Below are 24,438 nucleotides of genomic sequence, written 5' to 3'. Positions count from 1 at the left end.
CGCCGGGCCCGGCGCATCCGGTCGCGCCGGGCCGGTCACCGATCGACGGCAGTCGGCCTACGCCTCCCGCGCCGCCTTCAGGAACTCCCGCAGAATCCGCTCCCCGGCCAGAACTCCCCGCTCGGGCAGGGCACTGATCGCCGGTGCCGTCCAGTCTGCGTCGGCCAGTTCGCCGTGGCCCGGGCGCCAGCCGCGGTCGGCTGCCAGCAGCAGGTCAGCGTCGAGCAGCGAGTCCCCGGCCGCCAGGGTGAGGGTGGCGCCGGTGCGACGGACGACCTCGCGCACCGCCGCGCTCTTGGTCAGCGGTTTCGGCACGGCATAGATCTTGCGGCCCTGCAGGGACACGGTCCAGCCGCGGTTCTCCGCCCACACCGCCAGTTCCTTCACCCATTCCTGGGGCAGCAACTCGCGTTCGACGACGAGATAGACGAAGAGGTCCTCCGCGACCCGGTGCTTGCGTACCCAGGCCGGGTCGGCGGTGGTCTCCAGATGCTCCCGTACCTCGGCCAGTGGCGCGCACTCGTCCGCCAGCCGGGCGAGCACCGACGCGTGCCAGTCGGGGTCGGAGACGCCGTCCGCCAGCAGATGGCCGCCGTTGGCGCAGATCGCGTACGCCGGGGCGGGACCCGGCAGGTTGATGCGCTGGTACTGCTTGCGGGTGCGGGTCGTCGTCGGCACGAACACCGCCCGGTCGGCGAGGTCGGTGAGCAGCGCGGCCGCGGTCTCGGTCATGTACGACAGGGGCTTGCTCTCGTGCACCTCGACGCACAGCAGCCGGGGCGCCCTCGGATCCGGCATGGTCAGCGCGAGCGCCGCGGACGAGTAGATCAGCGTACGGTCGAGGTCGCTGGCGACCAGCACGGGGGTCATACCGCCACCGCCTTGCCGTCGGCGCCGGTGGCGCCCCGTGTGTACTGAGGATGGATCAATCCGACACAGGTGTAAGGGAGTCCGTCGACCTCCTCGACCGGTACCCCGCGCTGCTCGGCCAGCAGGCGTACATGGTCGAGGTCGGCGCCGGCCCCGGACCGCGCCAGGATCTTCCAGGGCACCCGGCGCAGCAGCACCCGGGTCGTCTCGCCGACACCCGGCTTGACCAGGTTCACATCGTGGATGCCGTACTCCTCGCTGATGCGCTCCACCGCCGCCCAGCCCTCCCAGGTAGGGGTGCGGTCGCCGGCGAGCAGTTCCTTGGCCTGCGCACAGGCCGCCTCCTCGACCTCGGAGAACCGGGCGGAGACGGCGTCGAGGAAGGCGCCCGACACATCGGCACCGGCGAGCTCCCGGTAGAACTTCGCGCCGTGGTAGTCGTGCGGGCCGACCAGGTCGGCCCGCAGCACCGTGCGCGAGATCAGCCCGGACACCGTCGAGTTGAGGCAGGCGGAGGGGATGAGGAAGTCCTCCCGCGTGCCGTACGTCCGGACACAGGAGCCCGGGTCGGCGAGAACGGCTATCTCCGGGTCGAAGCCGGTGATGCCGTCGGACTCCTCGAACTCCCGTATCGCGTCGGCCAGTTCCCGGGTGATGGCGCCCTTACCGGTCCAGCCGTCGACGAAGACGACGTCGCGGGGGTCGTGCCGGTCGGCGAGGTAGCGCAGCGCGTTGGCGTCGATGCCGCGGCCACGCACGATGGACACCGCGTAGTGCGGCAGGTCGAGGCCGTGCCGGTGGTGGGCCCAGCGGCGCATCAGGATGCCGACGGGGGTCCCGGCGCGGGCGAGCGAGACGAGGACCGGGCGCGGTGACCGTTCCGCCAGCAGGCTCTCGGTGACCACGCCGACCGCCTGCGCGATCCGCACGGCCGAGCTTTCGAGAGCCGCGTGGAACAGCTCCTGATACTGCTCGCTCGGCTGGTACTCGACGGGAAGGGACTCGGCGTAGTGCGCCCCGCCCTTCTGGATCGCCTCCTCGCGCTCCTCGGTCGGCGCCTCCAGGGTGACGTCCGAGAGATCCTGGAGCAGCCAGCCGACCTCGTCGGGCGCGTACGAGGAGAAGGCGGGGCCGCGGAGTGGCTCGGGCAGCATGGCGGGCCTTTCGGGGGCATACGGAGGCGCGGGGACGTAACTGGGTACGACCGCGAGCAGGACGTGCGGGGTGTGAGCGGCGAGCCGGTCGAGCAGGCCGCCGGGGGCGTGCAGTTCGGGAGTGTCGGCCACGGAGTCCACGACCGCGACGACGGCGTCGAAGCCGGCGTCCGCGACGTTGTAGGCGTAGCGCTCGCCGGGGCCGTCGGCGGGGGCGTCATGGGCGGGGAAGACGATCCGGCTGCGTATCGCGTAGCCGGGATCGTCGACGGCCAGGACGGGCGAGCGGGTGGTCGTGGAGTAGCGGACCTCGGCCGGAACGGTCTCCTCCAGCTCGCGGGCCAGGCGGAGCGGCGCGTACATCAGCTCCTCGAAGCCCAGCACGAGCACGCGCCGGGCCCCGCCGGGTATTGCCTCGGCGAGCCGCGCCGCCATGGCGGGCAGCGCGTGCTCCAGCCGGGCCCGGTGCCCGGGGGTGAAGCCGTGCCGTCCTCCGTCGGGCAGCCCGCGGGGCCAGCCGAGCTCGACCCGGGTGACCGTCCCGTACGCCTGGCGGTGGGGTACGGCCGACTCGTGCCGGGCGACCAGCTCCTGCCCCTTCTCCAGGACGCCCTCCGGCAGCCGAACGGTGCCGGCGGCCGCCGTCACGAGGTCGATCCGGGCGCCGATCTCCCGCCCGAACTCCGTCAGCCGCCCCAGGTCCGCGGCGGAGCGCATATCGACCAGCGCCACCACGACATAGCGCTTGCGCGGGTACCGCTGGTGCAGATCCCGGATGGTGTTCATGACCGTGTTGCCGGTCGAGAACTCGTCGTCGACCAGGACCAGCGGACCGTCGCCCGCGAGCAGCGCCGGATCCTCCGGGAGCAGCAGGTGCGAGGTCGCGTGGGAGTGGGACTCCTCGAAGCCGCCGGCCTGGGCGACGCCCTCGACCGGGCGGCGCGTGGAGTGGAGACAGGTCGCGAGACCGAGACCGTCGGCGACCGAGTGGCCGAGTCCGGTCGCCGTCTCCGCGTACCCGAGGACGACCGCGCGGCGCCCCTCCTCGGTGCTCAGCAGGTCCCGTACCCTGCGGCCGAGCGCGAACCCGTGGCCGTGGACGACGGACGGGAGCTGCGGGACGTGCTTGCCCAGCACATTGGAGACCAGCAGGTGCGCGCGTTTGGGGTTGCGCCGCAGCGCGAGCCCGAGCAGATCGGTCAGCCGCTCGTCGCCGACGAGCTCGACCCCGAGCCGCTCGGCGACCCAGGTTCCGGACCAGACCATGTTCTTCATCGGTTCCTCGTCGGTACGGCGTCAGTGCGACAGTGGGGCGGTGGCGCCGCTCAGCCCGGAAGCCCCCGCGGCCAGCAGGTCCACGAAGCCGATCTCCTCGTCCGCCACGCCGAAGACCTCGGCGCGCTGGAGGGTGCGCTCGGCCCAGGCGCGATGCGGCTTCACCTCGTTCATCTTGTTCGTGTAGGCGGAGCGCAGCACGCCCCCGCCGAGGCGCTCGGGCCTCAGGATGTCCTGGGCATCGCTGAACTCCTCGTGACTGACGACCGACAACGCGTGCACGGGCATCACGTGCGAGGGGTGGATGCAGGTCTTGCCGAGAAGGCCGTTGGCACGGTCCAGGGAGATCTCGCGCAGCAGCCCGTCCAGGTCGCGCTCGATGAGCGTCTCACGCAGTTCCTCGACCTCTCCCTCGAGGAACGGGCTGCGCCGCAGCTGCGGCTTGAACATGCGCTCCTGGACCCGGAAGTACTCCCACACCGGCCCGGTCACGGTGAACCCGGTGCCGTCGGCACGCCCGAGGACGTTGACCACGTCGGCGATCACGGAGGCGACGATCTGGACGTCGTACGCCGTCATGTCGGGCGCTCGGCGCAGGCCGTAAGAAGAGCAGAAGTCGGTGACGCCGAGTCGCAGCGCGAGGACGCGGTCGCGGTACTTGTCCACCGTGCGGAAGATGCCCGCCAGCGTCTCCCGGCGCGTCTCCAGGTAGAGCAGGGAGGGCGACTCCAGGACGGGCATGGCGAACAGCCGGCGCCCGCTCGCCGCCTCGGCCCGGGTCAGCGCCTCCATGAAGGCGACACCGCGCTCCTCGGTGAACTTCGGCAGCACGAATCCGGACAGCAGGCGGACCGCCGGGCCGAGCCGGGCCACCAGGTCCGGGATCTGCTCGGGCAGCCGGACCCGGATGAAGAGCAGCGGAAGCTCGACGTCCGAGGAGGAGGCCAGGGCGGTCAGCTGCCGGACCAGGTTCTCCTCGGCGTCCACGACGTCGGCGTCGTCGATGGAGTCCTCCAGGCACAGCACCATGGAGACGACTCCGCGCCGCGCCTGCTTGACCACGTCGTCGCCGAGCTGCGGGCGGGTCGCGGGACTGTAGAGCGTGGCTCCCAGGGCCGCCGCGAGCACGCGGGCCGGGGAGTCGGCGGTGAACACGGCCGGCTCCCGGTGGAAGAGGCGCTGCCGCTCCTCAGGGGCGATGTGCCCGAAGTGACGCATAGGACTTTCCCCCGTGGTGTTAGCGATGCGACAAGACGTGGCCGGTAATAGTACGTAGGACTCGATGTCCTGGGTTCCCGTCGGGCATGAAGTTCAGGTAACTCGGCTGTGTCGGCGGTACGTCAGCAGCACGGCGGTCACCGCCACCCCCACGTTGTCGTGACCTGGACGGAGAAGGCAGGATGACGCCATGACGCACGCGATGCTGAAAGGGTCGAACGTAGCGCTCGAGGCCACGGCGGTACGGGCGGTGCTGCGTTGGGCACCGGGACAGGGCGTCCCGGACGTGGACGCCTCGGCGCTGCTCCTCGGCCCCGACGGACGGGTGCGGTCCGACGAGGACTTCGTCTTCTACAACCAGCCCCGGCACCCTTCGGGGAAGGTCCGGCTGCTCGGCAAGAAGCGGGAAGCGGACAAGCTGACCGAGACGGTCCAGACGGATCTGGCGGGCATCGAGTCCGGCGTGGCGCGGATCGCGCTGGTCGCCTCCGCGGACGACGTCACCTTCGACCGGGTGCGGGCGCTGTGCATCCTGCTGTACGACGCGGCCGTCGCCGACGGGGAGCCGCTGGCGTACTTCGAGATCAAGCCGGAGACCGGCGCGGAGACGGCACTGATCTGCGGCGAGCTGTACCGGCGAGGCGACGGCTGGAAGTTCCGGGCGCTGGGCGAGGGCTACTCGAACGGGCTGAAGGGCCTCGCGAACGACTTCGGCATCTCGGTGGACGAGTCGGAGGCCCCGCAGACCGACGCGGGTCTGCCCATGGCGGAGGCCCCGGACACCGCGGTGGTCCACGGCGTGGGTACGGTGTCGGTGCCCGCCCCGCCCGAGGTGTCGGTACCGCTGCCGCCGGAGCAGCCGCTGCCGCGACAGCCTGCGTACGGGTATCCGCCGGTGCCGGCGCCGACGCAGCCCGCATACGGCTATCCCCAGCCGGTCGGCCGGCCCGCCTACGGCTATCCCCAGCCCCAGACGGCCGCGGCACCCGACCCGGCGTACGGGTATCCGCCCACCGCGGCGCCCGCGCCTGACCCGGACTTCAAGCTGCCGCCGCAGGGGCCGCAGTTCATCGGGCGGTAGCCGGCGAAAAGCCCGTGGGCGGGGCCCCGGCGGGCGGGGCCGGCTCACGCCTTGGTCTTGTACCCGCGGCCCCACTGCAGGCCCCATCCGTACAGCCGGTCCAGTTCCGCCTGGAAGCCGTAGACGAACTTCACCTCGCGGCGGACGACGAGCTCGCCCTTGATGTTCTCGATCATGACGACCGCGCACGAGCGGGCCTGCGGATGGCGTTCGTCGAGCCCGATCTCGATGCGCGGGCCGTTGCTGGGGTAAAGGGCGACCACCGCGTGCGTACGGTCGAACGCCGGCGTCTGGTCGTAGATGTAGACGAATACCAGGAGCCGTTTGAAGTCGTCCCGGTGGTCGAGGTTGACGAAGATCGTCTCACCGGAGCCGGAGCCGAACCGGTCGTCGCCGCTGAGCTTGATGTACGGCGGATCGTTGAGCTCCCCGAAGAAGCTGCCCAGCGGCTGAACCACACCCTTGGTGCCGTCCGACAGCTCGTACATGCAGCCGAGGTCGAGGTCGACGTTGACCATGCTCTGGGTGTGCGCCTGGACGACCTCCGGGGTGAACAGGCGGAACGGATGGCGCAGCAGACTGCCCCGCTCGGGGCCGCCGATGTCCGAGGTCCGCATCCGCCACGACAGGTTGATACGCAGGTTTCCGGTCGCCGCGCCCTGCTTGGTGAGGGAGACCCGGTGGTGCCGTTTGGTCAGCTCGATCGAGTTGGTCGCGGCGCTGCCCGAGTCGAACTCGGTCGCGCGCCCGCGCCACATACCGTCCCAGAAGCTCATGCCCGCCCCCTGCACTGCACTCACGGTTCAACAGCCGCGGGGCGGCCGTCGAGGACGAATCCCCACGGCCGCCCCGCACAGAGCGTTCCTCGCCCTGGAGCCCGTCACACCCCGGACGAGACCTCAGTCTTCGCGTCCGAGCTCTCCGCTTTTCCCTCGGCCGCCGCGAGCGCGCGGTTACGGCGCACGGAGGACCAGAAGGACCAGCCGATGAGGAGGACGCCGACGAGACCGGTGATCACCTCGTTGATCTGGTGCTGGATGGTGACCATGAGGATCACGGCCAGCGCGCCGATCGCGTAGTGCGCGCCGTGCTCCAGGTAGACGTAGTCGTCGAGGGTGCCCTGGCGGACCAGGTAGACCGTCAGCGACCGGACGTACATCGCGCCGATGCCGAGGCCGAGCGCCATCAGGATGATGTCGTTCGTGATGGCGAAGGCACCGATCACACCGTCGAAGGAGAAGGACGCGTCCAGGACCTCCAGGTAGAGGAACATGAAGAACGCGGCCTTGCCGGCCAGGAGGACCGCCGAGCGCTCCTTGCCGGTGCGTACGGCCTCTTCCTCCTCCTCGTTCTCCCGCTCCTCCTCATCTTCGAGCCGGTCCTCGAAGTAGCCGGAGAGACCGCCGACGATCATGTAGGTGATCAGACCGGCGATGCCGGCGATCAGTACCGTCTGCGCCTTGTCGGCGTGCGTGCCACCGTGCTGGTGGGCGTGGGTGGCGAAGGTGAAGGACGTGATCAGCAGGACGACCAGCGCGATGCAGACCGACAGCATGTCGACCTTGCCGAGCTTGGCGAGCGGCCGCTCGATCCAGCGCAGCCACTGGATGTCCCGCTCCTCGAAGATGAAGTCCAGGAAGATCATCAGCAGGAACATCCCACCGAAGGCGGCGATCGCCGGGTGGGCATCGGTGACGAGCTGCTGATACTGATCCTTGTCGGTCAACGCCAGGTTGACCGCGTCTATCGGGCTCTTTTTCGCCGTGATGGCGACGATCACCACGGGGAAGACCAGCCGCATGCCGAACACCGCGATCAGCACGCCCACCGTGAGGAAGATCTTCTGCCAGAAGGCACTCATCTTCTTCAGGATTCCGGCGTTGACCACCGCGTTGTCGAAGGACAGCGAGATTTCGAGGATGGACAGGATCGCCACGATGCCGAAAGCGGTCCACCCCCCATAGAGGACCGCAAGGACCAAGCCGACCGCGGTGACCACGAACGACCAGCCGAAGGTTTTCAGAAGCACTGGCTACCCAATCCGAATCTCTACGGGGCTCCCCCGTCGCCGTACCCGGCTTTACGAAACGTTGACTCCGAAGTCTAGAGCGATCCCGCGCAGACCGGATGCGTACCCTTGACCTACGGCCCGGAACTTCCACTCGCCGCCATAGCGGTAGAGCTCGCCGAAGATCATCGCGGTCTCCGTGGAGGCGTCCTCACTCAGGTCGTAGCGGGCGAGCTCCTGGCCGTCGGCCTGGTTGACGACACGGATGAAGGCATTGCTGACCTGCCCGAACGTCTGGCCACGCTCGTCGGCCATGTGAATGGAGACAGGGAAGACGATCTTGTCGCACTGGGCGGGCACCTTGGCGAGGTCCACCAGGATCGACTCGTCGTCACCCTCGCCCTCACCGGTGAGGTTGTCACCGGTGTGCTCCACCGAGCCGTCCGGGCTCTTGAGCTGGTTGTAGAAGATGAACCACTCGTCACCGAGGACCCGGCCGCCGCTGCACAGCAGCGCGCTCGCGTCGAGGTCGAAGGGGGCTCCGGTGGTGGAGCGCGCGTCCCAACCGAGCCCGATCATCACCTGCGTGAGGTTCGGTGCGGCCTTGGAGAGGGAGACATTGCCTCCCTTGGCGAGCGTGACGCCCATGTTGCTGGTCCTCCCCGAGATGATGCTGCTCTGGTTGTTCTGCGCGTCCGGCGCCGCACACAAACGGTGCGGCGCCGGACGACAGGGCTTTCAGCCGGCTCAGACGTTCACGCCGAAGTCCTGCGCGATGCCGCGCAGGCCCGAGGCGTAGCCCTGCCCGATGGCGCGGAACTTCCACTCCGCGCCGTGGCGGTACAGCTCGCCGAAGACCATGGCGGTCTCGGTGGAGGCGTCCTCGCTCAGGTCGTACCGGGCGATCTCCTGCTGGTTGGCCTGGTTGACGACGCGGATGAACGCGTTGCGCACCTGGCCGAAGGACTGCTGGCGGTTCTCGGCGTCGTAGATCGACACCGGGAAGACGATCTTCTCGACCTCGGTCGGGACCGAGGCGAGGTTGACCTTGATCACCTCGTCGTCGCCCTCGCCCTCACCGGTGAGGTTGTCACCGGTGTGCTCCACCGAGCCGTCCGGGCTCTTGAGGTTGTTGAAGAACACGAAGTTCTGGTCGCTGCCGACCTTGCCCGACGTGTTCAGCAGCAGGGCGCTGGCGTCGAGGTCGAAGTCGGTACCGGTCGTGGTGCGGACGTCCCAGCCCAGACCGACGAGGACCGCGGTCAGGCCGGGGGCCTCCTTGGTCAGGGATACGTTGCCGCCCTTGCTGAGGCTGACTCCCACGAGTCCCTCCATTGGTGTCCGGGGGCGGGGAGCCCCGTCGTGCGTTGGCATCGGATCAACGAGTCGATCCTAGTGACGGGTTCCCGTGGCCTGCAGGCCTTGGAACCCGAGAATTACAGGGTGTCGAGCGCCTTCACGTACTCGTTCAGGTCGCGCGCGTCCGGCAGGTCGTTGACCACGCTCCACCGCACGACGCCTTCCCTGTCGATGATGAAGGTCCCGCGCACCGCGCAGCCCTTCTCCTCGTCGAAGACGCCGTAGGCGCGCGAAGTGTTGCCGTGCGGCCAGAAGTCGGACAGCAGCGGGTACTCCAGGCTCTCCTGCTCGGCGAAGACGCGCAGGGTGTGGATGGAGTCGTTGGAGACGGCGAGCAGCTGCGTGTCGTCGTTGACGAACTTCGGCAGGTTGTCGCGCAGCGCGCACAGCTCGCCGGTGCACACACCGGTGAAGGCGAACGGGTAGAAGAGCAGGACGACGTTCTTGTGACCGTGGAAGTCCGAGAGACTCACGGTCGCGCCGTGGTTGTCCTTGAGCTCGAAGTCGGGGGCCTTGTCGCCGACCTGGATCGCCATGGGCCTGCATCCCTTCGCTGAGGCTGTTCGGGTGCCGACCACCCTACGCAGCGATCACAGCGGACCCACGGACGGGCTGAGTCGAGTCAGCCCGTCCGGCGTGCTGGGACGAGGCCGTCAGGCCGGAAGGGGGTCCGGGGGCTTCGCCCCCGGGCACGGCCGCCTCGGCGGCCGGCCACCCCGGCGGAGCGTCACCGCTTGGACTTGGCCGCCTTCGGCGTCACCAGTCGGGACCCGCTCCAGTCCTTGCCCACGCTGACACTCTTGGACGCCGACAGACCCGCTGTCGTCGAGGCTTCCGAGATGTCGCTCGGCTCCACGTAGCCCGTACGGCCGGTCTTCGGCGTGAGGAGCAGGATCGAGCCGCCTTCTTCGATGTACGTGGTGGCGTCCACGAGCACATCGGTCAGGTCGCCGTCCTCGTCGCGGAACCACAGCACCACGGCATCGGCGACGTCGTCGTACTCCTCGTCCACGAGCTCGCTGCCGATGACTTCCTCAATGGCCTCGCGGAGCTCCTGGTCGACGTCGTCGTCGTAGCCGATCTCCTGGACCACCTGCTCGGGCTGGAACCCCAGCCTCACGGCAGGGTTCGTCCGCTCCTCCGCGTGGTCCGCGGTCGCGCTCACGGGTTGCCTCCTGATCATGTCTTGGTGAGTATCTCAGCCACGCGCCTACGCGAAGCATTGGCCGTAGTCCACACGGGCGGGGCGGATCGCGCAAGTACCCGGCGGTTCAGACCGTCGAAACGGTGACGATCCTGGCCGTGTCGCCGCAACTCCAGGCACGGTATCGCGTCCAAGGGTGATCTACACCACACCGTTCTGCCCGGTTTGCGCATTCCGGAATCATCCGCGGGTACGAGTGTCGAATGACTTTGCGGGACGCGTCACGACTCGAGCGTATCGTTGCGTTTTGGTCGGGCTCGTCCCCCGAAGACCGGTCCCGCGTGATGGTTACCTCACAGTAGAGATGACGTTTCGCTTCCGCGAGGTACACGATGGGGATCGGCGCAGGCACAAGGAAAAAGTGGCCCTCTGACAGGTAAGGAACAGCGTGGCTTCCGGATCCGATCGCAATCCGATCATCATTGGCGGCCTTCCGAGTCAGGTTCCTGACTTCGATCCCGAAGAGACCCAGGAGTGGCTCGACTCCCTCGACGCCGCCGTGGACGAGCGCGGCCGTGAGCGAGCCCGCTACCTGATGCTCCGTCTGATCGAGCGGGCCCGCGAGAAGCGCGTGGCCGTGCCCGAGATGCGCAGCACGGACTACGTCAACACCATTCCCACCAAGAGCGAGCCGTTCTTCCCTGGCAACGAGGAGATCGAGCGCAGGATCCTCAACGCCACGCGCTGGAACGCGGCCGTCATGGTCTCCCGGGCCCAGCGGCCCGGCATCGGGGTCGGCGGCCACATCGCCACCTTCGCCTCCTCCGCCTCGCTGTACGACGTGGGCTTCAACCACTTCTTCCGCGGCAAGGACGAGGGCGACGGCGGCGACCAGGTCTTCTTCCAGGGCCACGCCTCTCCGGGCATCTACGCGCGCGCGTACCTCCTCGACCGGCTCACCGAACGTCACCTGGACGGGTTCCGCCAGGAGAAGTCCAAGGCCCCGTACGGACTCTCCAGCTATCCGCACCCGCGCTCGATGCCGGACTTCTGGGAGTTCCCGACGGTCTCCATGGGCCTCGGCCCGATCGGCGCGATCTACCAGGCCCGGATGAACCGCTACATGCACGCGCGCGGTATCGCGGACACCTCCCGCTCTCACGTGTGGGCCTTCCTCGGCGACGGCGAGATGGACGAGCCGGAGTCGCTCGGCCAGTTGTCGATCGCCGCCCGCGAGGGCCTGGACAACCTGACCTTCGTCGTCAACTGCAACCTGCAGCGCCTGGACGGCCCGGTGCGCGGCAACGGCAAGATCATCCAGGAGCTGGAGTCGGTCTTCCGGGGCGCCGGCTGGAACGTGATCAAGCTCATCTGGGACCGCACCTGGGACCCGCTGCTGGCGCAGGACCGGGACGGGATCCTGGTCAACAAGATGAACACCACGCCGGACGGCCAGTTCCAGACGTACGCGACGGAGTCCGGCGCCTACATCCGCGACCACTTCTTCGGCGACGACCACCGGCTGCGCGCGATGGTCGAGCACATGACCGACGACCAGATCCTGCACCTGGGCCGCGGCGGGCACGACCACCGCAAGATCTACGCGGCGTTCAAGGCGGCCAAGGAGCACAAGGGCCAGCCGACGGTGATCCTGGCCAAGACCATCAAGGGGTGGACGCTGGGCCCGAACTTCGAGGGCCGCAACGCCACCCACCAGATGAAGAAGTTGACGGTCGCCGACCTCAAGCACTTCCGGGACCGTCTGCACCTGCCGATCTCCGACCAGGACCTCGAGTCCGGGCTGCCGCCGTACTACCACCCGGGCCGGGACACCGAGGAGATCCAGTACATGCACGACCGGCGCAGGTCGCTCGGCGGGTACGTCCCGACGCGCGTCGTGCGCTCCAAGCCGCTGCAGCTGCCCGGCGACCAGACGTACGCGAGTGTGAAGAAGGGCTCCGGTCAGCAGTCCATCGCCACCACCATGGCGTTTGTTCGACTGCTGAAGGACCTCATGCGGGACAAGGAGATCGGCCGCCGGTTCGTGCTGATCGCGCCCGACGAGTACCGCACCTTCGGCATGGACTCGTTCTTCCCGAGCGCGAAGATCTACAACCCGCTCGGCCAGCAGTACGAGTCGGTGGACCGGGACCTGCTGCTCGCGTACAAGGAGTCGCCGACCGGCCAGATGCTGCACGACGGCATCTCCGAGGCGGGCTGCACCGCGTCGCTGATCGCCGCCGGTTCGGCCTATGCCACCCACGCCGAGCCGCTGATCCCCGTGTACGTCTTCTACTCGATGTTCGGTTTCCAGCGCACGGGTGACCAGTTCTGGCAGATGGCGGACCAGCTGTCTCGCGGTTTCGCCCTGGGGGCGACCGCCGGCCGTACGACGCTGACCGGTGAGGGTCTGCAACACGCGGACGGCCACTCGCAGCTGCTGGCCTCCACCAACCCGGCGTGCGTGGCCTACGACCCGGCGTACGGCTACGAGATCGCGCACATCGTGCAGGACGGTCTGCGCCGGATGTACGGCTCCTCGCCCGAGCACCCGCACGGCGAGGACGTCTTCTACTACCTCACCGTCTACAACGAGCCGATCCAGCAGCCGGCCGAGCCCGCGAACGTGGACGTCGAGGGCATCCTCAAGGGCGTCCACCGGATCGCCGAGGGCACCTCGGGCACCGTCCCGGCCCAGATCATGGCCTCCGGTGTCGCCGTGCCGTGGGCGCTCGAGGCACAGCGGATCCTCGCCGAGGACTGGAACGTGCGGGCCGGTGTCTGGTCGGCGACCTCCTGGAACGAGCTGCGGCGCGAGGCCGTGGAGTGCGAGGAGCACAACCTGCTGCACCCCGAGGAGGAGCAGCGGGTGCCGTACGTGACGCAGAAGCTGGGCAGCACCGAGGGTCCCTTCGTCGCCGTGTCCGACTGGATGCGATCGGTTCCGGACCAGATCGCGCGCTGGGTGCCGGGGGCCTACCAGTCCCTCGGCGCGGACGGCTTCGGTTTCGCGGACACCCGTGGGGCGGCCCGCCGCTTCTTCCACATCGACGCGCAGTCGATCGTGGTCGCCGTTCTGGCGGAGCTGGCCAGGGCGGGCAAGGTCGACCGCTCGGTGCTCAAGCAGGCGATCGACCGCTACCGGCTGCTCGACGTGCCGGCGGCCGACCCGGGAGCGGCGGGCGGCGACGCGTGAGGCCGGGGTCGCACTGACCGCGACAAGGGCGGCGGGCCGATGGCCCCGCCGCCCTTACGCGTTCCTTACGATGCAGCCATGGAGCAACCGTCGGCGCAAGCCCGTTGGGAGCAGCGCACCCAACGGCCGCTGTTGGCGCTCGCGCTGTTGTTCGCCGTCGCCTACGCCGTGCCGATCGTGGACAACCCGGCGGACCCGACCCTGGCGCTCGCCTGCACGGTGACGGAGTGGGTGGTGTGGGGCGCGTTCGCCACCGACTATCTCGTACGGCTCGCGATCGCCCCCTGCCGTCGGGAGTTCGTCCGCACCCACTGGCTGGACCTGGGTGCTGTGGTGCTGCCCGTCCTCCAGCCGCTGCGGCTGCTGCGGATGGTGTCGACGCTGCTGCTGGTCGGGCGGCGGGCCCGGATGGCCTCGCAGATCCAGCTGACCACGTACGTGGCCGGCGCGGTCGTCGGGTTGCTGATGTTCGGGTCGCTCGCCGTGCTGTCGGTGGAGCGGGAGTCTCCGAACGGGAACATCAAGACGCTGGGGGACGCCCTGTGGTGGTCCTTCACGACGATGACGACCGTGGGCTACGGCGATCATGCGCCGACCACCGGGCTCGGGCGGATTCTCGCGGTGGGGCTGATGCTCTCCGGGATCGCGCTGCTCGGTGTGGTGACCGCGAACATCGCCGCCTGGTTCATCGCGCGGTTCGACCAGGACGACGTGGAGGAGCGCCGGCAGACGGCGGCGATCGAGGCGCTGACGGAGGAGGTACGGGCGCTGCGGGCCGAGGTGGCCGCGTTGTCGGGGACCTCGGTGCCGCACCCGCACACACCTGAGAAGGCGGGCCCGAGGCCGTAGCCGGGCCCGCCTCTCGCTCCGCTTCGGCCCCTCGGGTCAGAGAAGTGCGTTCCCGGGGGTCGTCAGGCCGACCAGCCAGATGAGTGCCAGGAGGGTGTCGATCGCTCCCAGGACCAGGGCCACCAGGGCCGGGACGGCGTGCGTGCCCGCCCAGCTGCGGCCCATGGCCAGCTAGCCGCAGACCACGGCGACGGGACCGAGGACGATACCGAGGGCGAAGAAGCCCGCGATCGCGCAGACGACTCCGATGATTCCCAGCGTCGCGCGATCCGGCCCGCTCCTGGACCACATCCGGCCTCGTGAACGGGGGTACCTGCGCGTACTGTTTCCGAAGCCCGCCATCATCAACTCCCTGAACTCTCTAGCCGGTTCGGGCCTGATGTGCGGGTACCCCCGTTTTCCGGGCCAAGTCCTGCCCGCGCGCCGCCCCCCTCCGGCAGCGCACCGCAGTCCAGCCGTCCTCCGCCTCGCGAAGCCCTGCCGTGCGAAGGACGTGACCCGCCCTGACCCGTGACGCCCCGGGCCGGGCGGGATCTCGACCGTCGTCACCCTGCAGGGCGAACTCGCCCGGGTGGCGTCAGATGTGCGCGGCCCCCGCGCCGGCCTCCGCGTTCTCGCCCCGCTTGGTGAGCAGGGCGACCAGCACTGCGACCGCCGCGACACCCGCGGCGACCAGGCAGGCCAGGCTCATACCGGAGATGAACGTGTCATGGGCGACAGTGGTGATCTTCTGGGCGATCGCGGCCGGGGTGTCCGGGGTCACCGGGGCCACACCCACCTGTACCGCCTCGGAGGCCTGGCCGAGCTGCGCCCCGGTCAGCGGCGGCAGCTTGGCGTCCGCCCAGTTGCCCGCGAGGTCGTGGTCCACCTTGGAGGCCATCACGGCGCCCAGAACCGCCGTGCCGAGGCTGCCGCCGATCTGCATGGCGGCCTGCTGCAGACCGCCCGCGACACCGGAGAGCTCCATGGGCGCGTTGCCGACGATGACCTCCGTGGCGCCGACCATGACGGGCGCGAGACCGAGGCCGAGCAGCGCGAACCAGATCGACATGACACCGCTGCCCGTGCCGGCCTTCAGCGTCGACATCCCGAACATGGCGATCGCGGTGGCCGCCATGCCTCCCGCGAGCGGGATGCGCGGGCCGAGCTTGGTGATCGCCGCGCCCGCGAGCGGAGAGCCGACGATCATCATGCCGGTCAGCGGAAGCAGGTGCAGGCCCGCGTCGACCGGGCTCATACCGTGCACGTTCTGCAGGTAGAAGGTGACGAAGAACAGGCCGCCCATGAAGGCGATCGCCATGAGGACCATCAGGACGACACCGGCCGACAGCGGCACCGAACGGAACAGCCCCAGCGGGATCAGCGGCTCCTTCACCCGCGTCTCCCAGAAGGAGAAGAAGGCGAAGCCCAGCACGGACGCACCGATGAACAGCCAGGTCTTCGCGTCGCCCCAGCCCCAGGCCGGCGCCTTGATGAGCGCCCAGACCAGGCAGAACATGGCGCCCGACAGCAGCACGATGCCGAGCAGGTCGAAGGAGCGCGGCGCGTTCTTCGCACGGTGGTCGGTGAGGATCACCAGGCCGAGGACGAGCGCGAGGGCGCCGACCGGCACATTGATGAAGAAGACCGACTGCCAGCTGACGTGCTGGACGAGCAGACCGCCGAGGATCGGGCCGCCCGCGGTGGAGGCGCCGATGACCATGCCCCAGATGCCGATCGCCATGTTCAGCTTCTCGGCGGGGAAGGTGGCCCGCAGCAGGCCGAGCGCGGCCGGCATCAGCAGCGCGCCGAACAGGCCCTGGAAGACGCGGAAGGTCACGACGAGGGCGATGCTGTCGGACAGGCCGATGGCACCGGAGGCGGCGGCGAAGCCGACCACGCCGATCAGGAAGGTCTGCCGGTGCCCGAACCGGTCGCCGAGCTTGCCCGCGGTGATCAGGGTGACCGCGAGGGCGAGGAAGTAGGCGTTGGTGATCCACTGGACGTCGGCGAAGCTCGCGCCGAGGTCCTTGGCGATGGCCGGGTTGGCGATGGCGACGATGGTGCCGTCCAGGGCCACCATCATGACGCCGACCGCGACGGTGATCAGGGTGAACCATGGGTGGCCGCGCAGTCCGCGTCCGGGCGTCCGGTCCGACGGCGCCGCCGGCCGGCCTGCCGTCTTGTCCCCCGGTCCCGTCGCGTCGACGGTGGTCTGACTAGTCATACGGTGGAGGCTAGTGACAGCCACTGACAATCGACAAACCAATTCACATGTCGGTAACTGTCACGCCACTCCCGGATAGGCTGAACGGGCCAGATGAACAGAAAGAGGACACATGGAGACGGCGCCGCGGCCGGGGCTGCGTGAACGCAAGAAACAGCGCACCCGGGACGCGCTGCTGCGCGCCGCCCTGGAACTCTTCCTCGCTCAGGGGTACGAACGGACGACGGTCGACGAGATCGCCGAGGCCGTGGACGTGTCGCAGCGCACCTTCTTCCGGTACTTCGCCGGCAAGGAGGAGGCCGTCTTCTTCGCCCATTCCGTCGCCGCCGCCCACTTCGTCGACCTGGTGCGCGCCCGGCCGCGCGACGAGGCGCCGCTGGAGGCGCTGCGGCAGGCGGTCCTCCAGGGCTGGGACGGCATCGGCGAGGCCATCGAGCAGATCATCCCGGTCCAACTCCATCTGCGCACCTACCGCTTGATCGAGTCGACGCCGGCCCTGTTCGCCACCCACCTGCGCCGTTCGGCGGAGCTGGAGGAGGAGATCGCCCGCGTGATCGCCGAGCGCGAGGGGCTCGACGTGGACACGGATCCACGGCCGCGCGTGGCGGTGGCCGTGTTCGGCGGGGTGATACGCGTGACGGAACGGCTGTGGAGCGCACGGGAGGACCTCAGCGTGGCCGCGATCCACGAGTTGACGGCCTCGTATCTCGATGCCGTGCGCCCGGTGTTGGCCGAGCAGTGGCGCACGGAGTGACCAGGCATTCCTCCCGCGGGCGTCAAGCCAATTACCGGCGCGCAGGGGCCCGGAGGCACCCGACGGGGTGAGATCCGGCCACCCGGAGTGCCAAGTGACGTGCGCCTCATCGACTTACCGTGACGATCGAACGCAAATCACACCCGTTTTGCCGCAATTGGCGTACGAGAAACGTGAGACGCATCACTCGGTTAACGCGAAACACTCCCGTTCTCCTAGTGTGTCCTTCCAGTGACTTCCTTCGACACCTCCCCGCAACTCAACGTCTGGCGTGCACTGCTTGCGCTGGGCGTGGTCTTCGTGATGCTCGCGACGACCGGCTGGACCGCCGTGCGCAGCCATCGCGGCGCCACGCCCCTCCAGGCGTCGCGTTCGGCGTGGGAGCACGGCAGGATCGCCGGACGCGAGCTGCCGGACCCCGGCGCGTCCCCGGCCCGGATCGCCGATTTCTTCGCCTCGCTCAGCGCCCACCAGCGCTCCCGGCTCGCCCACCGCTACCCGCTCGCGGTCGGCAACATGAACGGGGCGCCCGTGCAGCTGCGCTACGCGGCCAACCGGATCGCTCTCGGCAAGCAGCGCAAGGTCGAGCGCGCCCGGATGCACGACGACCGGCTGTCGTCCGTCGGGCAGCGGGAGGCGGGCCGCCTCATGCACCGCTTCGAGGCCCTGATGAGCCAGGGCCGGCAGATCCTCGCCTTCGACCCGGAGGGCTCGGGCCGTATCGCCGAGGTCCTCGGCGATCTCGACACCGCCCAGCGGATCTCGGTCGTCGTCCCGGGTGTCGACACCGATCTGCTCACCTTCCAGCGCACCTACCGCGCGTACTCGGCCCCGGTCGGCATGGCCACGTCACTGTACGCGGCCGAGCACGCGGCGAGCCCCCGGACACGTACCGCCGTGATCGCCTGGGCGGACTACACCGCGCCCAGCGGCCTCGGCATGGAGGCGGCGACCGCGATGCGCGCCGAGGAGGGCGCCGTCAGGCTGAACGCCCTCGTCCGCGCCCTGCCCGGCCGCTCGCCGATCCAGCTGTACTGCCACAGCTACGGCTCGGTGGTGTGCGGGGTGGCGGCGCACGCACTGCCGTCCCGGGTGTCCGACATGGCGGTGGCCGGCAGCCCCGGCATGCGCAGCCAGTCGGCCGCCGGGCTGCACACGACCGCCCGGGTGTGGGCCATGCGGGACGCCGACGACTGGATCCAGGACGTGCCCTACCTGGAGGTCGGCGGCCTCGGCCACGGCGCCGACCCGGTCTCCCGAGCCTTCGGGGCGAGGGTGCTCTCCGCGCAGGGAGCCAAGGGTCACGCAGGCTACTTCGCACCTGGCACCGAGAGCCTGCGGAACTTCGCCGCGATCGGTGTTGGCGCATACCGCACGGTGGACTGCGTCCGCCATGATGACGTCTGCCAGCCGGGTTTGTCCGGGTCGGCGTCGTCCGGACGCGCATAGAAAGACAGGAATTGCGGTCTGCCGGGGGAGGCGACGGAGGAGCAAGTGCCGCATACGATAAGCCGCATGGGTGACGTACTGGCCGGATTTCATGCCGCCTGGGAGTTCGACTCCGACTCCGTGCTCATCCGCTTCGAACGGGGGATCCGGACGCCGAAGCTGTTCCAGGCGCTCGGCGAACGGCGTATTCCCCTGGAGGCGATCGCGGGGGTGACGCTGACCGAGGGGAAGCGCGGGACCGTGGTCCTGCACGCGGTGCCCAGGCCCGGCGCCGACCCGCTGATGGAGGCGGCGGACGGGCAGCTCAAGGAGGCGTCCAACCCCTACCGGCTGGTCCTGCCAGCCGAGCGGGAGGCGCTCGCCGAGTACTACGCGGACGAACTGCGCTCGCTGCTGACCGCCGACGGCGCTCCAGCCGAGCGGTTCCTGGTCGATCCGCCCGGGACGCCGCAGCAGTTCAAGGCGTACGACGGAAAGGCGTCCTTCGACGGCAGGGCGGTGTCCTTCCGCTGGTTCTGGACGGGCGCGTCCTCCGCCAAGTGGAAGGCCGGCGACCAGAGTTTCCCGGTCGGCGACCTCAGCGGGGTCGAGTGGCGTTCCCCCGAGGTCTTCGAAGGCCATCTGCGGCTGCTGCGGCGGGAGCCGGCGGTTTCGCAGCCGGCTCAGCCGGACCAGGATCCGTCCTCCGTGGTATTCGGGCTGGGCTACGGCCCGGTGCATGAGTCGTTGCCCTTCGCGGCGGCGGTGCTGGCCGCCGTACGGGCCGCCGGGCTGGCCCCGGTCGCGGTGCCCGCCGCCAGGCGGGACCCGGCGGACATCGCCGAGCGCATCCGCCACCTGGGGGAGCTGCACAAGGCGGGCCTGGTCACGGACGAGGAGTTCAGCACCAAGAAGGCGGAGTTGCTGGCGGAGCTCTAGCCTCCGGGCGGAGCTCCGCCGTCCGCCGGGTGCGGCGCTACTCCCTGCCCGCCGATGCGAACGTCATGTCCGGGTAGCGGTCGCCCGCGACCTTTGCGGCGATCGGTTCCAGCAGGGCCAGTTCGGCGGCGGTCAGGGTGATGTGCGTCGCCGCCACATTCTCCTGGACGCGCGTGCGCTTGGTCGTGCCCGGGATCGGGACGACCGGCAGTCCGTGCACCGCGGCCTGCTGCTGGGCCCAGGCCAGCGCGATCTGCGCCGGAGAGGCGCCATGGGCCTCGGCGACGGCCCTGATCGGCTCCAGGAGCGCCACGTTGGCGGCCGCGTTCTCACCGGTGAAGCGGGGCATCGTCCGGCGGAAGTCCTGGTCCGTCAGGTCGGTCTCGGCGTTGGAGAAGGAGCCCGTGAGGAAGCCGCGGCCGAGCGGTGAGTACGGCACCAGGGCCACGCCCAGTTCCTTGGCCGCCGGGACCACATTGGCCTCGATGTCCCGGCTGAACAGCGACCACTCCGACTGCACCGCGGCAATCGGGTGGACGGCCCGGGCGGCGCGTAGTTCGCCGGCGATGACCTCGCTGAGTCCCAGGTGCCTGACCTTGCCCTCACGCACCAGCTCCGCCATGGTGCCGACGGTCTCCTCGATCGGCACGTTCACGTCCCGGCGGTGCATGTAGTAGAGGTCGATCACATCGACGTCCAGGCGCCTGAGGCTGGCCTCGACGCACTCACGGATGTAGGGCGGGTCGTTGCGGATGACACGCTTGTACGGTTCGTTCGGCGACGAGGAGATCGCGAACTTCGTCGCGATGACCACCTCGTCCCGGTGCGCCTTGAAGAACGGCGACAGGAACTTCTCGTTCTCCCCCGCGCCGTAGGCGTCGGCCGTGTCGTAGAGCGTGACGCCCAGCTCCAGCGCCCGCTCCAGCGCGGCGCGCGACTCCCCGGCGTCCGAGGGGCCGTACGCCCAGCTCATGCCCATGCAACCCAGGCCCTGCACGCCGACCTCGGGGCCGTCGTCGCCGAGCCGCACCCTGGCGATCCTGCTGTCCGTCATCGGGGCCTCTCCGACGCCAGGGCCTGCCCGGCGTCCGCGTAGAAGTCGATCTTGCGGTTGAGCACCGCGAGCGTGTCCTGGAGTTCCGCGATCCGGGAGAGCACGTCCCGGCGGGTCGCCTCCAGGAGTTCGTAGCGCTCGGCGTAGGTGTGATCTCCGGCACGCACCAGCTCGGCGTAGCGCACCATGTCGGCGACGGGCATACCGGTGAGCCGGAGCTTGCCGACCAGGTCGAGCCAGGCGAGGTCGGCGTTGCAGTAGCGGCGCTGACCGGTGTGCGAGCGGTCCACGTGCGGCATGAGCCCGATCCGCTCGTACCAGCGCAGGGTGTGCGCGGTCAGGCCGGTGAAGGCGACGACCTCGCTGATCGTGTAGCTGTCCTGCCCGTCGGGCCGGGGGTGGCCCAGGGGCGGGACGGAGCAGACGTCGGTCCCGTTGTCGGCCGCCTCGGCCAAGGTCTCGATCACCGTCATGCACCCCACGCTAAAACCTTCGAGTGGACTCCAAGCAAGCGGAGTGGGGTGAAAATGGCGAGACCCCGGCAGACGGCCTGACTAGCGTGCGCCTCATGAGTGTTGTACGCCGGGCCGTGCCCGAGGACGCCGCCGAGCTGCTGCGGCTGCGTCAGGTGATGCTGGACTCCGTCCACTCCGCAGGTTCCGCCACCCAGTGGCAGGTGGAGTCCCTGCCGACCGTGCGCCGCCGTCTCGCCGATCCCGGGACAGGATTCGCGGCGTTCGTCATCGACCATCCCGAGCGGCCGGGGGCGCTCGCGGCACTGGTGGCCGGGACGGTCGAGTACCGCATCGGCCGCGAGGGCAATCCGCACGGCCGGGTGGGGCACGTCTTCAGCGTCGCCACCGATCCCGACGCCCGCCGCCGCGGATACGCCCGCGCGTGCATGGGGAGGCTGCTTGACTGGTTCCGCGAGCAGGACGTCCGGCAGGTCGACCTGAACGCGTCCGCCGAGGCCGAGCCGCTCTACGCGTCGCTGGGCTTCGTACGCAAGCCGGACCCCTCGATGCGGCTGCAGCTGTGAGCCGCATAGGCTCGGAAGCATGTCCTTGCAGAGCCTGGCGCTGATCGAGAACTGGCCCGTCGCCACCGCCGCCGCGGCGGTGGTCCGTGCGGACGGCACCGTGCTCGGCACGCGCGGCCCGGTCGACCACCGCTTCCCGCTGGCCTCGGTCACCAAGCCGCTCGCCGCGTACGCGGTGCTCGTCGCGTACGAGGAGGGGGCGGTCGAGCTGGACGAGGCCGCGGGACCGCCCGGCTCCACGGTCCGCCATCTGCTCGCGCACACCTCCGGGCTGGCGTTCGACGAACACCGGGTGATGTCGGCACCCGGGGAGCGGCGGCTGTACTCGAACGCCGGGTTCGAGGTGCTGGGCGACCATGTGGCCAAGGCGACGGACATCCGGTTCTTCGAGTACGCACGCCAGGCGGTGCTGGAGCCGCTGGGCATGACCTCGACGAGCCTGGACGGCTCCCCGGCCAAGGACGGCGTCTCGACCCTCGCCGACCTGGTGCGGTTCGCGGCGGAGGTGCAGGCGCCGCGGCTGCTGGATCCGCGGACGATGGCCGAGGCGATGACGGTGCAGTTCCCCGACACGAAGGGCGTGCTGCCGGGGTACGGGCACCAGAACCCCAACGACTGGGGACTCGGATTCGAGATCCGCGACTCCAAGTCGCCGCACTGGACGGGGAATTCGTCCTCGCCGAGGACGTTCGGCCACTTCGGGCAGGCGGGCACGTTCCTGTGGATCGACCCGGACGCGCAGGTGGCGTGCGTGGCGCTGACGGACCGCGCGTTCGGGCCGTGGGCGACCGAGGCGTGGACGCCGTTCACGGACGCGGTGCTGGCGGAGCTCCGCGGGCGCTAGCCCATCTCCCACATCAGCAGCTCCGTCTCCGTCACACCCATCGCCTCCAGGTCCTTCGCGTCCGTGATCCGCGCCGCGTCCCCCGGGCCCAACTCATGCCCGCCCAGGTGCGCTTCGCCGCGGACCACATGCACGTACGCATACGCGGCGTCCGGCACCGCCGTCCGCTCCCCCGCCCCCAGGCGGCGCACATGGAGCATCGCGCGGGCCTCCGGGACCGCGTACGGCGTGGAGTCGGCGATGCCGTGGACCACCTCGTACACGGGATCGCCGCCCGGTTCCAGCGGAGCCAGCCACATCTGGACGAAGACCAGCGGCACGTCGCCGTCGTTGCGCTCCACATGGCGCACGCCACCGGCCGCGCTCAGGCGCTGGACGTCGCCGGGCCGGATCACCGAGGTGCGGCCCGTCGAGTCACGGTGACTCAGCTCACCCTCCACCACCCATGTGACGATCTCCGTGTGGCTGTGCGGGTGCTCGTCGAAGCCCGCGCCGGGTGCGAGCCGCTCCTCGTTGCAGGCGATGACCGCGCCGAAGCGCAGGTTGTCGGGGTCGTAGTGCGGACCGAAGCTGAAGGCGTGCAGGGACTCGATCCCCGCGGCCGGATCCCCCCCGCGGTAGCGCTCGCCGGCGCGCCGTACGTCCATCACGGGATCCACGGTAGTCCCGCGCGGCGCCCGCCCTCCGGGACCCCCAGCACACGGCCCCGGCCCGATAAGGCAGTCTTGTCCCCGTGCCCCATCCCGAAGCCAGCCACACCGAACACGCGGTGCGCTCAGTCCATCCGCACGCCGCGACACTGAAGCGGCTGGAGAAGTCCTCCGGAAGCCTCGCCGCACAGGCCATCGCCCGCATGGACGAGACCCTGCCGTGGTACCGCGCGATGCCCCCGGAGAACCGCTCCTGGATCGGTCTGGTGGCCCAGGCGGGCATCGCCGCCTTCACCGAGTGGTTCCGGCACCCGGACGCGCCCCAGGCGATCTCCACCGATGTCTTCGGGACCGCGCCGCGCGAGCTGACCCGCGCCATCACGCTGCGCCAGACCGTGGAGATGGTGCGCACGACCATCGAGGTGATGGAGTCCGCCATCGACGAGGTGGCCGCTCCAGGTGACGAGTCCGTGCTGCGTGAGGCGCTCCTGGTGTACGCCCGTGAGATCGCCTTCGCCACCGCCCAGGTCTACGCGCAGGCCGCCGAGGCACGCGGTGCCTGGGACGCCCGGCTCGAGTCGCTCGTCGTCAACGCCGTGCTCAGCGGGGAGGCCGACGAGGGGGCGGTCAGCCGGGCCGCCGCGCTCGGCTGGAACTCGCCCGAACATGTGTGTGTGGTGCTGGGTACGGCGCCCGACGGTGACAGCGAGTTGACGGTCGAGGCGATCCGGCGGGCCGCCCGGCATGCCAAGCTCCAGGTCCTCACCGGGGTGCTCGGGGACCGGCTCGTGGTGATCGCCGGGGGCCGCGACAACCCGCTCGCCGTGGCCAAGTCGCTGATCGGTCCGTTCGCCGCCGGAGCCGTGGTGGCCGGTCCCGTCGTGCCCGATCTGCTCGCCGCGACCCGCTCCGCGCAGGCCGCGGCCGCAGGCCTCAAAGCGTGTTCTGCCTGGCAGGACGCACCGCGGCCGGTACTGGCCGACGATCTGCTCCCGGAGCGCTCGATCGCCGGAGATCCGAGCGCGCGCGAACAACTGGTGGAGGAGATCTACAGACCGCTGGAAGAGGCGGGCTCGGCTCTCCTGGAAACCCTGAGCGTCTACCTGGAACAGGCGTCAAGTCTCGAAGGCGCCGCAAGGATGCTCTTCGTTCACCCGAACACCGTGCGCTACCGGCTCCGACGTGTGACTGATGTCACCGGCTGGTCGCCGTCTGATGTACGCTCCGCGTTCACGTTGCGGATCGCACTCATCCTGGGGCGGCTGACCGAGGGGGAACCCCAGAACTAGTCTTTTGTCGGAGGCCCACAAAACCCCCTGCGGTTCTTCGTCCCTGTCCTCACGGGCGGCTTTGGCCGTCCCCAAGAGAGA

The 24,438-nt window shown here is 69.8% G+C and carries 22 protein-coding genes and 1 pseudogene; 9 read left to right on the top strand and 14 right to left on the bottom strand.

Annotated elements, in window-relative coordinates:
* Window positions 1–57 precede the first annotated feature (57 nt).
* From ACQEXA_RS38175 to ACQEXA_RS38165, 3 genes are read right to left on the bottom strand one after another with little or no spacing between them, the layout of a single operon-like run.
* Window positions 58–870, bottom strand: coding sequence for an HAD family hydrolase (locus tag ACQEXA_RS38175; RefSeq protein ID WP_432927223.1), 813 nt, complete (start codon window positions 868–870; stop codon window positions 58–60).
* Window positions 867–3,299 carry a phosphoribosyltransferase gene (locus ACQEXA_RS38170; protein ID WP_432927225.1) on the bottom strand — a complete coding sequence of 811 codons (2,433 nt, stop codon included), beginning with the start codon at window positions 3,297–3,299 and terminating at the stop codon, window positions 867–869. Before ACQEXA_RS38170 ends, ACQEXA_RS38175 begins: the two co-directional genes overlap by 4 nt.
* A gap of 21 nt (window positions 3,300–3,320) precedes the next feature.
* Window positions 3,321–4,517, bottom strand: coding sequence for an HpcH/HpaI aldolase/citrate lyase family protein (locus ACQEXA_RS38165; protein ID WP_432927227.1), 1,197 nt, complete (start codon window positions 4,515–4,517; stop codon window positions 3,321–3,323).
* Between the two features lie 190 nt (window positions 4,518–4,707).
* Between ACQEXA_RS38165 and ACQEXA_RS38160 the strand changes: the two genes are divergently transcribed.
* Entirely contained in the window at window positions 4,708–5,598 is an 891-nt protein-coding gene (locus ACQEXA_RS38160; protein WP_432927229.1) for a TerD family protein, read from the top strand.
* 44 nt (window positions 5,599–5,642) lie between these two features.
* Here the strand turns inward: ACQEXA_RS38160 and ACQEXA_RS38155 are convergent, their stop codons facing one another.
* The 6 genes from ACQEXA_RS38155 to ACQEXA_RS38130 form a co-directional block, all read right to left on the bottom strand.
* Complete coding sequence (locus tag ACQEXA_RS38155) at window positions 5,643–6,374, bottom strand: TerD family protein (protein ID WP_432927231.1); 732 nt, start codon at window positions 6,372–6,374, stop codon at window positions 5,643–5,645.
* A gap of 104 nt (window positions 6,375–6,478) precedes the next feature.
* Window positions 6,479–7,627, bottom strand: coding sequence for a DUF475 domain-containing protein (locus ACQEXA_RS38150; protein WP_359399346.1), 1,149 nt, complete (start codon window positions 7,625–7,627; stop codon window positions 6,479–6,481).
* Window positions 7,628–7,678: 51 nt separating this feature from the next.
* The gene (locus ACQEXA_RS38145) at window positions 7,679–8,254 is read right to left on the bottom strand and encodes a TerD family protein (protein WP_359399344.1); all 576 of its coding nucleotides are present in this window, start codon (window positions 8,252–8,254) and stop codon (window positions 7,679–7,681) included.
* Between the two features lie 99 nt (window positions 8,255–8,353).
* Window positions 8,354–8,929 carry a TerD family protein gene (locus ACQEXA_RS38140; RefSeq protein ID WP_359399343.1) on the bottom strand — a complete coding sequence of 192 codons (576 nt, stop codon included), beginning with the start codon at window positions 8,927–8,929 and terminating at the stop codon, window positions 8,354–8,356.
* Window positions 8,930–9,042: 113 nt separating this feature from the next.
* Window positions 9,043–9,501, bottom strand: a complete 459-nt coding sequence (locus tag ACQEXA_RS38135) for a peroxiredoxin (RefSeq protein ID WP_432927234.1) — start codon at window positions 9,499–9,501, stop codon at window positions 9,043–9,045.
* A gap of 191 nt (window positions 9,502–9,692) precedes the next feature.
* Window positions 9,693–10,130 (bottom strand): DUF3052 domain-containing protein, encoded by a 438-nt coding sequence (locus tag ACQEXA_RS38130; protein ID WP_359399339.1) that lies wholly within the window; start codon window positions 10,128–10,130, stop codon window positions 9,693–9,695.
* Between the two features lie 427 nt (window positions 10,131–10,557).
* On the opposite strand from ACQEXA_RS38130, the gene aceE reads away from it, so the two are divergent.
* Together aceE and ACQEXA_RS38120 are read left to right on the top strand one after the other, a co-directional pair.
* Window positions 10,558–13,305: a pyruvate dehydrogenase (acetyl-transferring), homodimeric type gene (aceE, locus tag ACQEXA_RS38125; protein WP_432927236.1), complete on the top strand. Its 2,748-nt coding sequence runs from the start codon at window positions 10,558–10,560 to the stop codon at window positions 13,303–13,305.
* A gap of 78 nt (window positions 13,306–13,383) precedes the next feature.
* Complete coding sequence (locus tag ACQEXA_RS38120; protein ID WP_433132300.1) at window positions 13,384–14,154, top strand: potassium channel family protein; 771 nt, start codon at window positions 13,384–13,386, stop codon at window positions 14,152–14,154.
* Between the two features lie 36 nt (window positions 14,155–14,190).
* Here ACQEXA_RS38120 and ACQEXA_RS38115 read toward each other — a convergent pair.
* Both ACQEXA_RS38115 and ACQEXA_RS38110 read right to left on the bottom strand, forming a co-directional pair.
* Window positions 14,191–14,499: pseudogene (locus tag ACQEXA_RS38115) on the bottom strand (small hydrophobic protein).
* Window positions 14,500–14,731: 232 nt separating this feature from the next.
* Complete coding sequence (locus ACQEXA_RS38110; RefSeq protein ID WP_432927239.1) at window positions 14,732–16,360, bottom strand: MFS transporter; 1,629 nt, start codon at window positions 16,358–16,360, stop codon at window positions 14,732–14,734.
* 112 nt (window positions 16,361–16,472) lie between these two features.
* Here ACQEXA_RS38110 and ACQEXA_RS38105 point away from each other — a divergent pair, with 112 nt between their 5' ends.
* The 3 genes from ACQEXA_RS38105 to ACQEXA_RS38095 all read left to right on the top strand — a co-directional run bounded on the left by ACQEXA_RS38105 (window position 16,473) and on the right by ACQEXA_RS38095 (window position 19,481).
* Window positions 16,473–17,114 (top strand): TetR family transcriptional regulator, encoded by a 642-nt coding sequence (locus ACQEXA_RS38105; protein WP_432927241.1) that lies wholly within the window; start codon window positions 16,473–16,475, stop codon window positions 17,112–17,114.
* A 231-nt stretch (window positions 17,115–17,345) separates the two neighbouring features.
* Entirely contained in the window at window positions 17,346–18,563 is a 1,218-nt protein-coding gene (locus tag ACQEXA_RS38100) for an alpha/beta hydrolase (protein ID WP_432927243.1), read from the top strand.
* A gap of 66 nt (window positions 18,564–18,629) precedes the next feature.
* Entirely contained in the window at window positions 18,630–19,481 is an 852-nt protein-coding gene (locus ACQEXA_RS38095) for a DUF4429 domain-containing protein (RefSeq protein ID WP_432927245.1), read from the top strand.
* 37 nt (window positions 19,482–19,518) lie between these two features.
* Here ACQEXA_RS38095 and ACQEXA_RS38090 read toward each other — a convergent pair whose 3' ends face one another.
* Window positions 19,519–20,535, bottom strand: a complete 1,017-nt coding sequence (locus ACQEXA_RS38090) for an aldo/keto reductase (protein ID WP_433132298.1) — start codon at window positions 20,533–20,535, stop codon at window positions 19,519–19,521.
* Entirely contained in the window at window positions 20,532–21,008 is a 477-nt protein-coding gene (locus tag ACQEXA_RS38085) for a MerR family transcriptional regulator (RefSeq protein ID WP_359399320.1), read from the bottom strand. Before ACQEXA_RS38085 ends, ACQEXA_RS38090 begins: the two co-directional genes overlap by 4 nt.
* Window positions 21,009–21,103: 95 nt before the next feature.
* On the opposite strand from ACQEXA_RS38085, the gene ACQEXA_RS38080 reads away from it, so the two are divergent.
* Together ACQEXA_RS38080 and ACQEXA_RS38075 are read left to right on the top strand one after the other, a co-directional pair.
* Window positions 21,104–21,574, top strand: coding sequence for a GNAT family N-acetyltransferase (locus tag ACQEXA_RS38080; protein WP_432927249.1), 471 nt, complete (start codon window positions 21,104–21,106; stop codon window positions 21,572–21,574).
* A 19-nt stretch (window positions 21,575–21,593) separates the two neighbouring features.
* On the top strand, window positions 21,594–22,418 hold the full coding sequence (locus ACQEXA_RS38075) for a serine hydrolase domain-containing protein (RefSeq protein WP_433132296.1): 825 nt from the start codon (window positions 21,594–21,596) through the stop codon (window positions 22,416–22,418).
* Here ACQEXA_RS38075 and ACQEXA_RS38070 read toward each other — a convergent pair.
* Window positions 22,415–23,065: a pirin family protein gene (locus ACQEXA_RS38070; RefSeq protein ID WP_432939104.1), complete on the bottom strand. Its 651-nt coding sequence runs from the start codon at window positions 23,063–23,065 to the stop codon at window positions 22,415–22,417. The genes ACQEXA_RS38075 and ACQEXA_RS38070 overlap by 4 nt on opposite strands.
* 86 nt (window positions 23,066–23,151) lie before the next feature.
* Here ACQEXA_RS38070 and ACQEXA_RS38065 point away from each other — a divergent pair, with 86 nt between their 5' ends.
* A complete protein-coding gene (locus tag ACQEXA_RS38065) occupies window positions 23,152–24,357 on the top strand; it encodes a PucR family transcriptional regulator (RefSeq protein ID WP_432927252.1) in 1,206 nt (401 codons plus the stop codon).
* Window positions 24,358–24,438 lie beyond the last annotated feature (81 nt).

Source organism: Streptomyces sp. CA-106110 (assembly GCF_050936285.1).
In the GTDB taxonomy this organism is placed as follows: Bacteria; Actinomycetota; Actinomycetes; order Streptomycetales; family Streptomycetaceae; genus Streptomyces.
The sequence above is the reverse complement of the archived record's forward strand: the minus strand, read 5'-3'. Positions and strand labels throughout refer to the sequence as shown.

Bases quoted from the DNA above. Each gene is read 5' to 3' on its own strand.
- ACQEXA_RS38175 (WP_432927223.1), bottom strand. From the start codon at position 870: ATGACCCCCGTGCTGGTCGCCAGCGACCTCGACCGTACGCTGATCTAC.
- ACQEXA_RS38170 (WP_432927225.1), bottom strand. From the start codon at position 3,299: ATGAAGAACATGGTCTGGTCCGGAACCTGGGTCGCCGAGCGGCTCGGG.
- ACQEXA_RS38165 (WP_432927227.1), bottom strand. From the start codon at position 4,517: ATGCGTCACTTCGGGCACATCGCCCCTGAGGAGCGGCAGCGCCTCTTC.
- ACQEXA_RS38160 (WP_432927229.1), top strand. From the start codon at position 4,708: ATGACGCACGCGATGCTGAAAGGGTCGAACGTAGCGCTCGAGGCCACG.
- ACQEXA_RS38155 (WP_432927231.1), bottom strand. From the start codon at position 6,374: ATGAGCTTCTGGGACGGTATGTGGCGCGGGCGCGCGACCGAGTTCGAC.
- ACQEXA_RS38145 (WP_359399344.1), bottom strand. From the start codon at position 8,254: ATGGGCGTCACGCTCGCCAAGGGAGGCAATGTCTCCCTCTCCAAGGCC.
- ACQEXA_RS38135 (WP_432927234.1), bottom strand. From the start codon at position 9,501: ATGGCGATCCAGGTCGGCGACAAGGCCCCCGACTTCGAGCTCAAGGAC.
- ACQEXA_RS38120 (WP_433132300.1), top strand. From the start codon at position 13,384: ATGGAGCAACCGTCGGCGCAAGCCCGTTGGGAGCAGCGCACCCAACGG.
- ACQEXA_RS38110 (WP_432927239.1), bottom strand. From the start codon at position 16,360: ATGACTAGTCAGACCACCGTCGACGCGACGGGACCGGGGGACAAGACG.
- ACQEXA_RS38105 (WP_432927241.1), top strand. From the start codon at position 16,473: ATGGAGACGGCGCCGCGGCCGGGGCTGCGTGAACGCAAGAAACAGCGC.
- ACQEXA_RS38095 (WP_432927245.1), top strand. From the start codon at position 18,630: ATGGGTGACGTACTGGCCGGATTTCATGCCGCCTGGGAGTTCGACTCC.
- ACQEXA_RS38090 (WP_433132298.1), bottom strand. From the start codon at position 20,535: ATGACGGACAGCAGGATCGCCAGGGTGCGGCTCGGCGACGACGGCCCC.
- ACQEXA_RS38085 (WP_359399320.1), bottom strand. From the start codon at position 21,008: ATGACGGTGATCGAGACCTTGGCCGAGGCGGCCGACAACGGGACCGAC.
- ACQEXA_RS38080 (WP_432927249.1), top strand. From the start codon at position 21,104: ATGAGTGTTGTACGCCGGGCCGTGCCCGAGGACGCCGCCGAGCTGCTG.
- ACQEXA_RS38075 (WP_433132296.1), top strand. From the start codon at position 21,594: ATGTCCTTGCAGAGCCTGGCGCTGATCGAGAACTGGCCCGTCGCCACC.
- ACQEXA_RS38070 (WP_432939104.1), bottom strand. From the start codon at position 23,065: ATGGACGTACGGCGCGCCGGCGAGCGCTACCGCGGGGGGGATCCGGCC.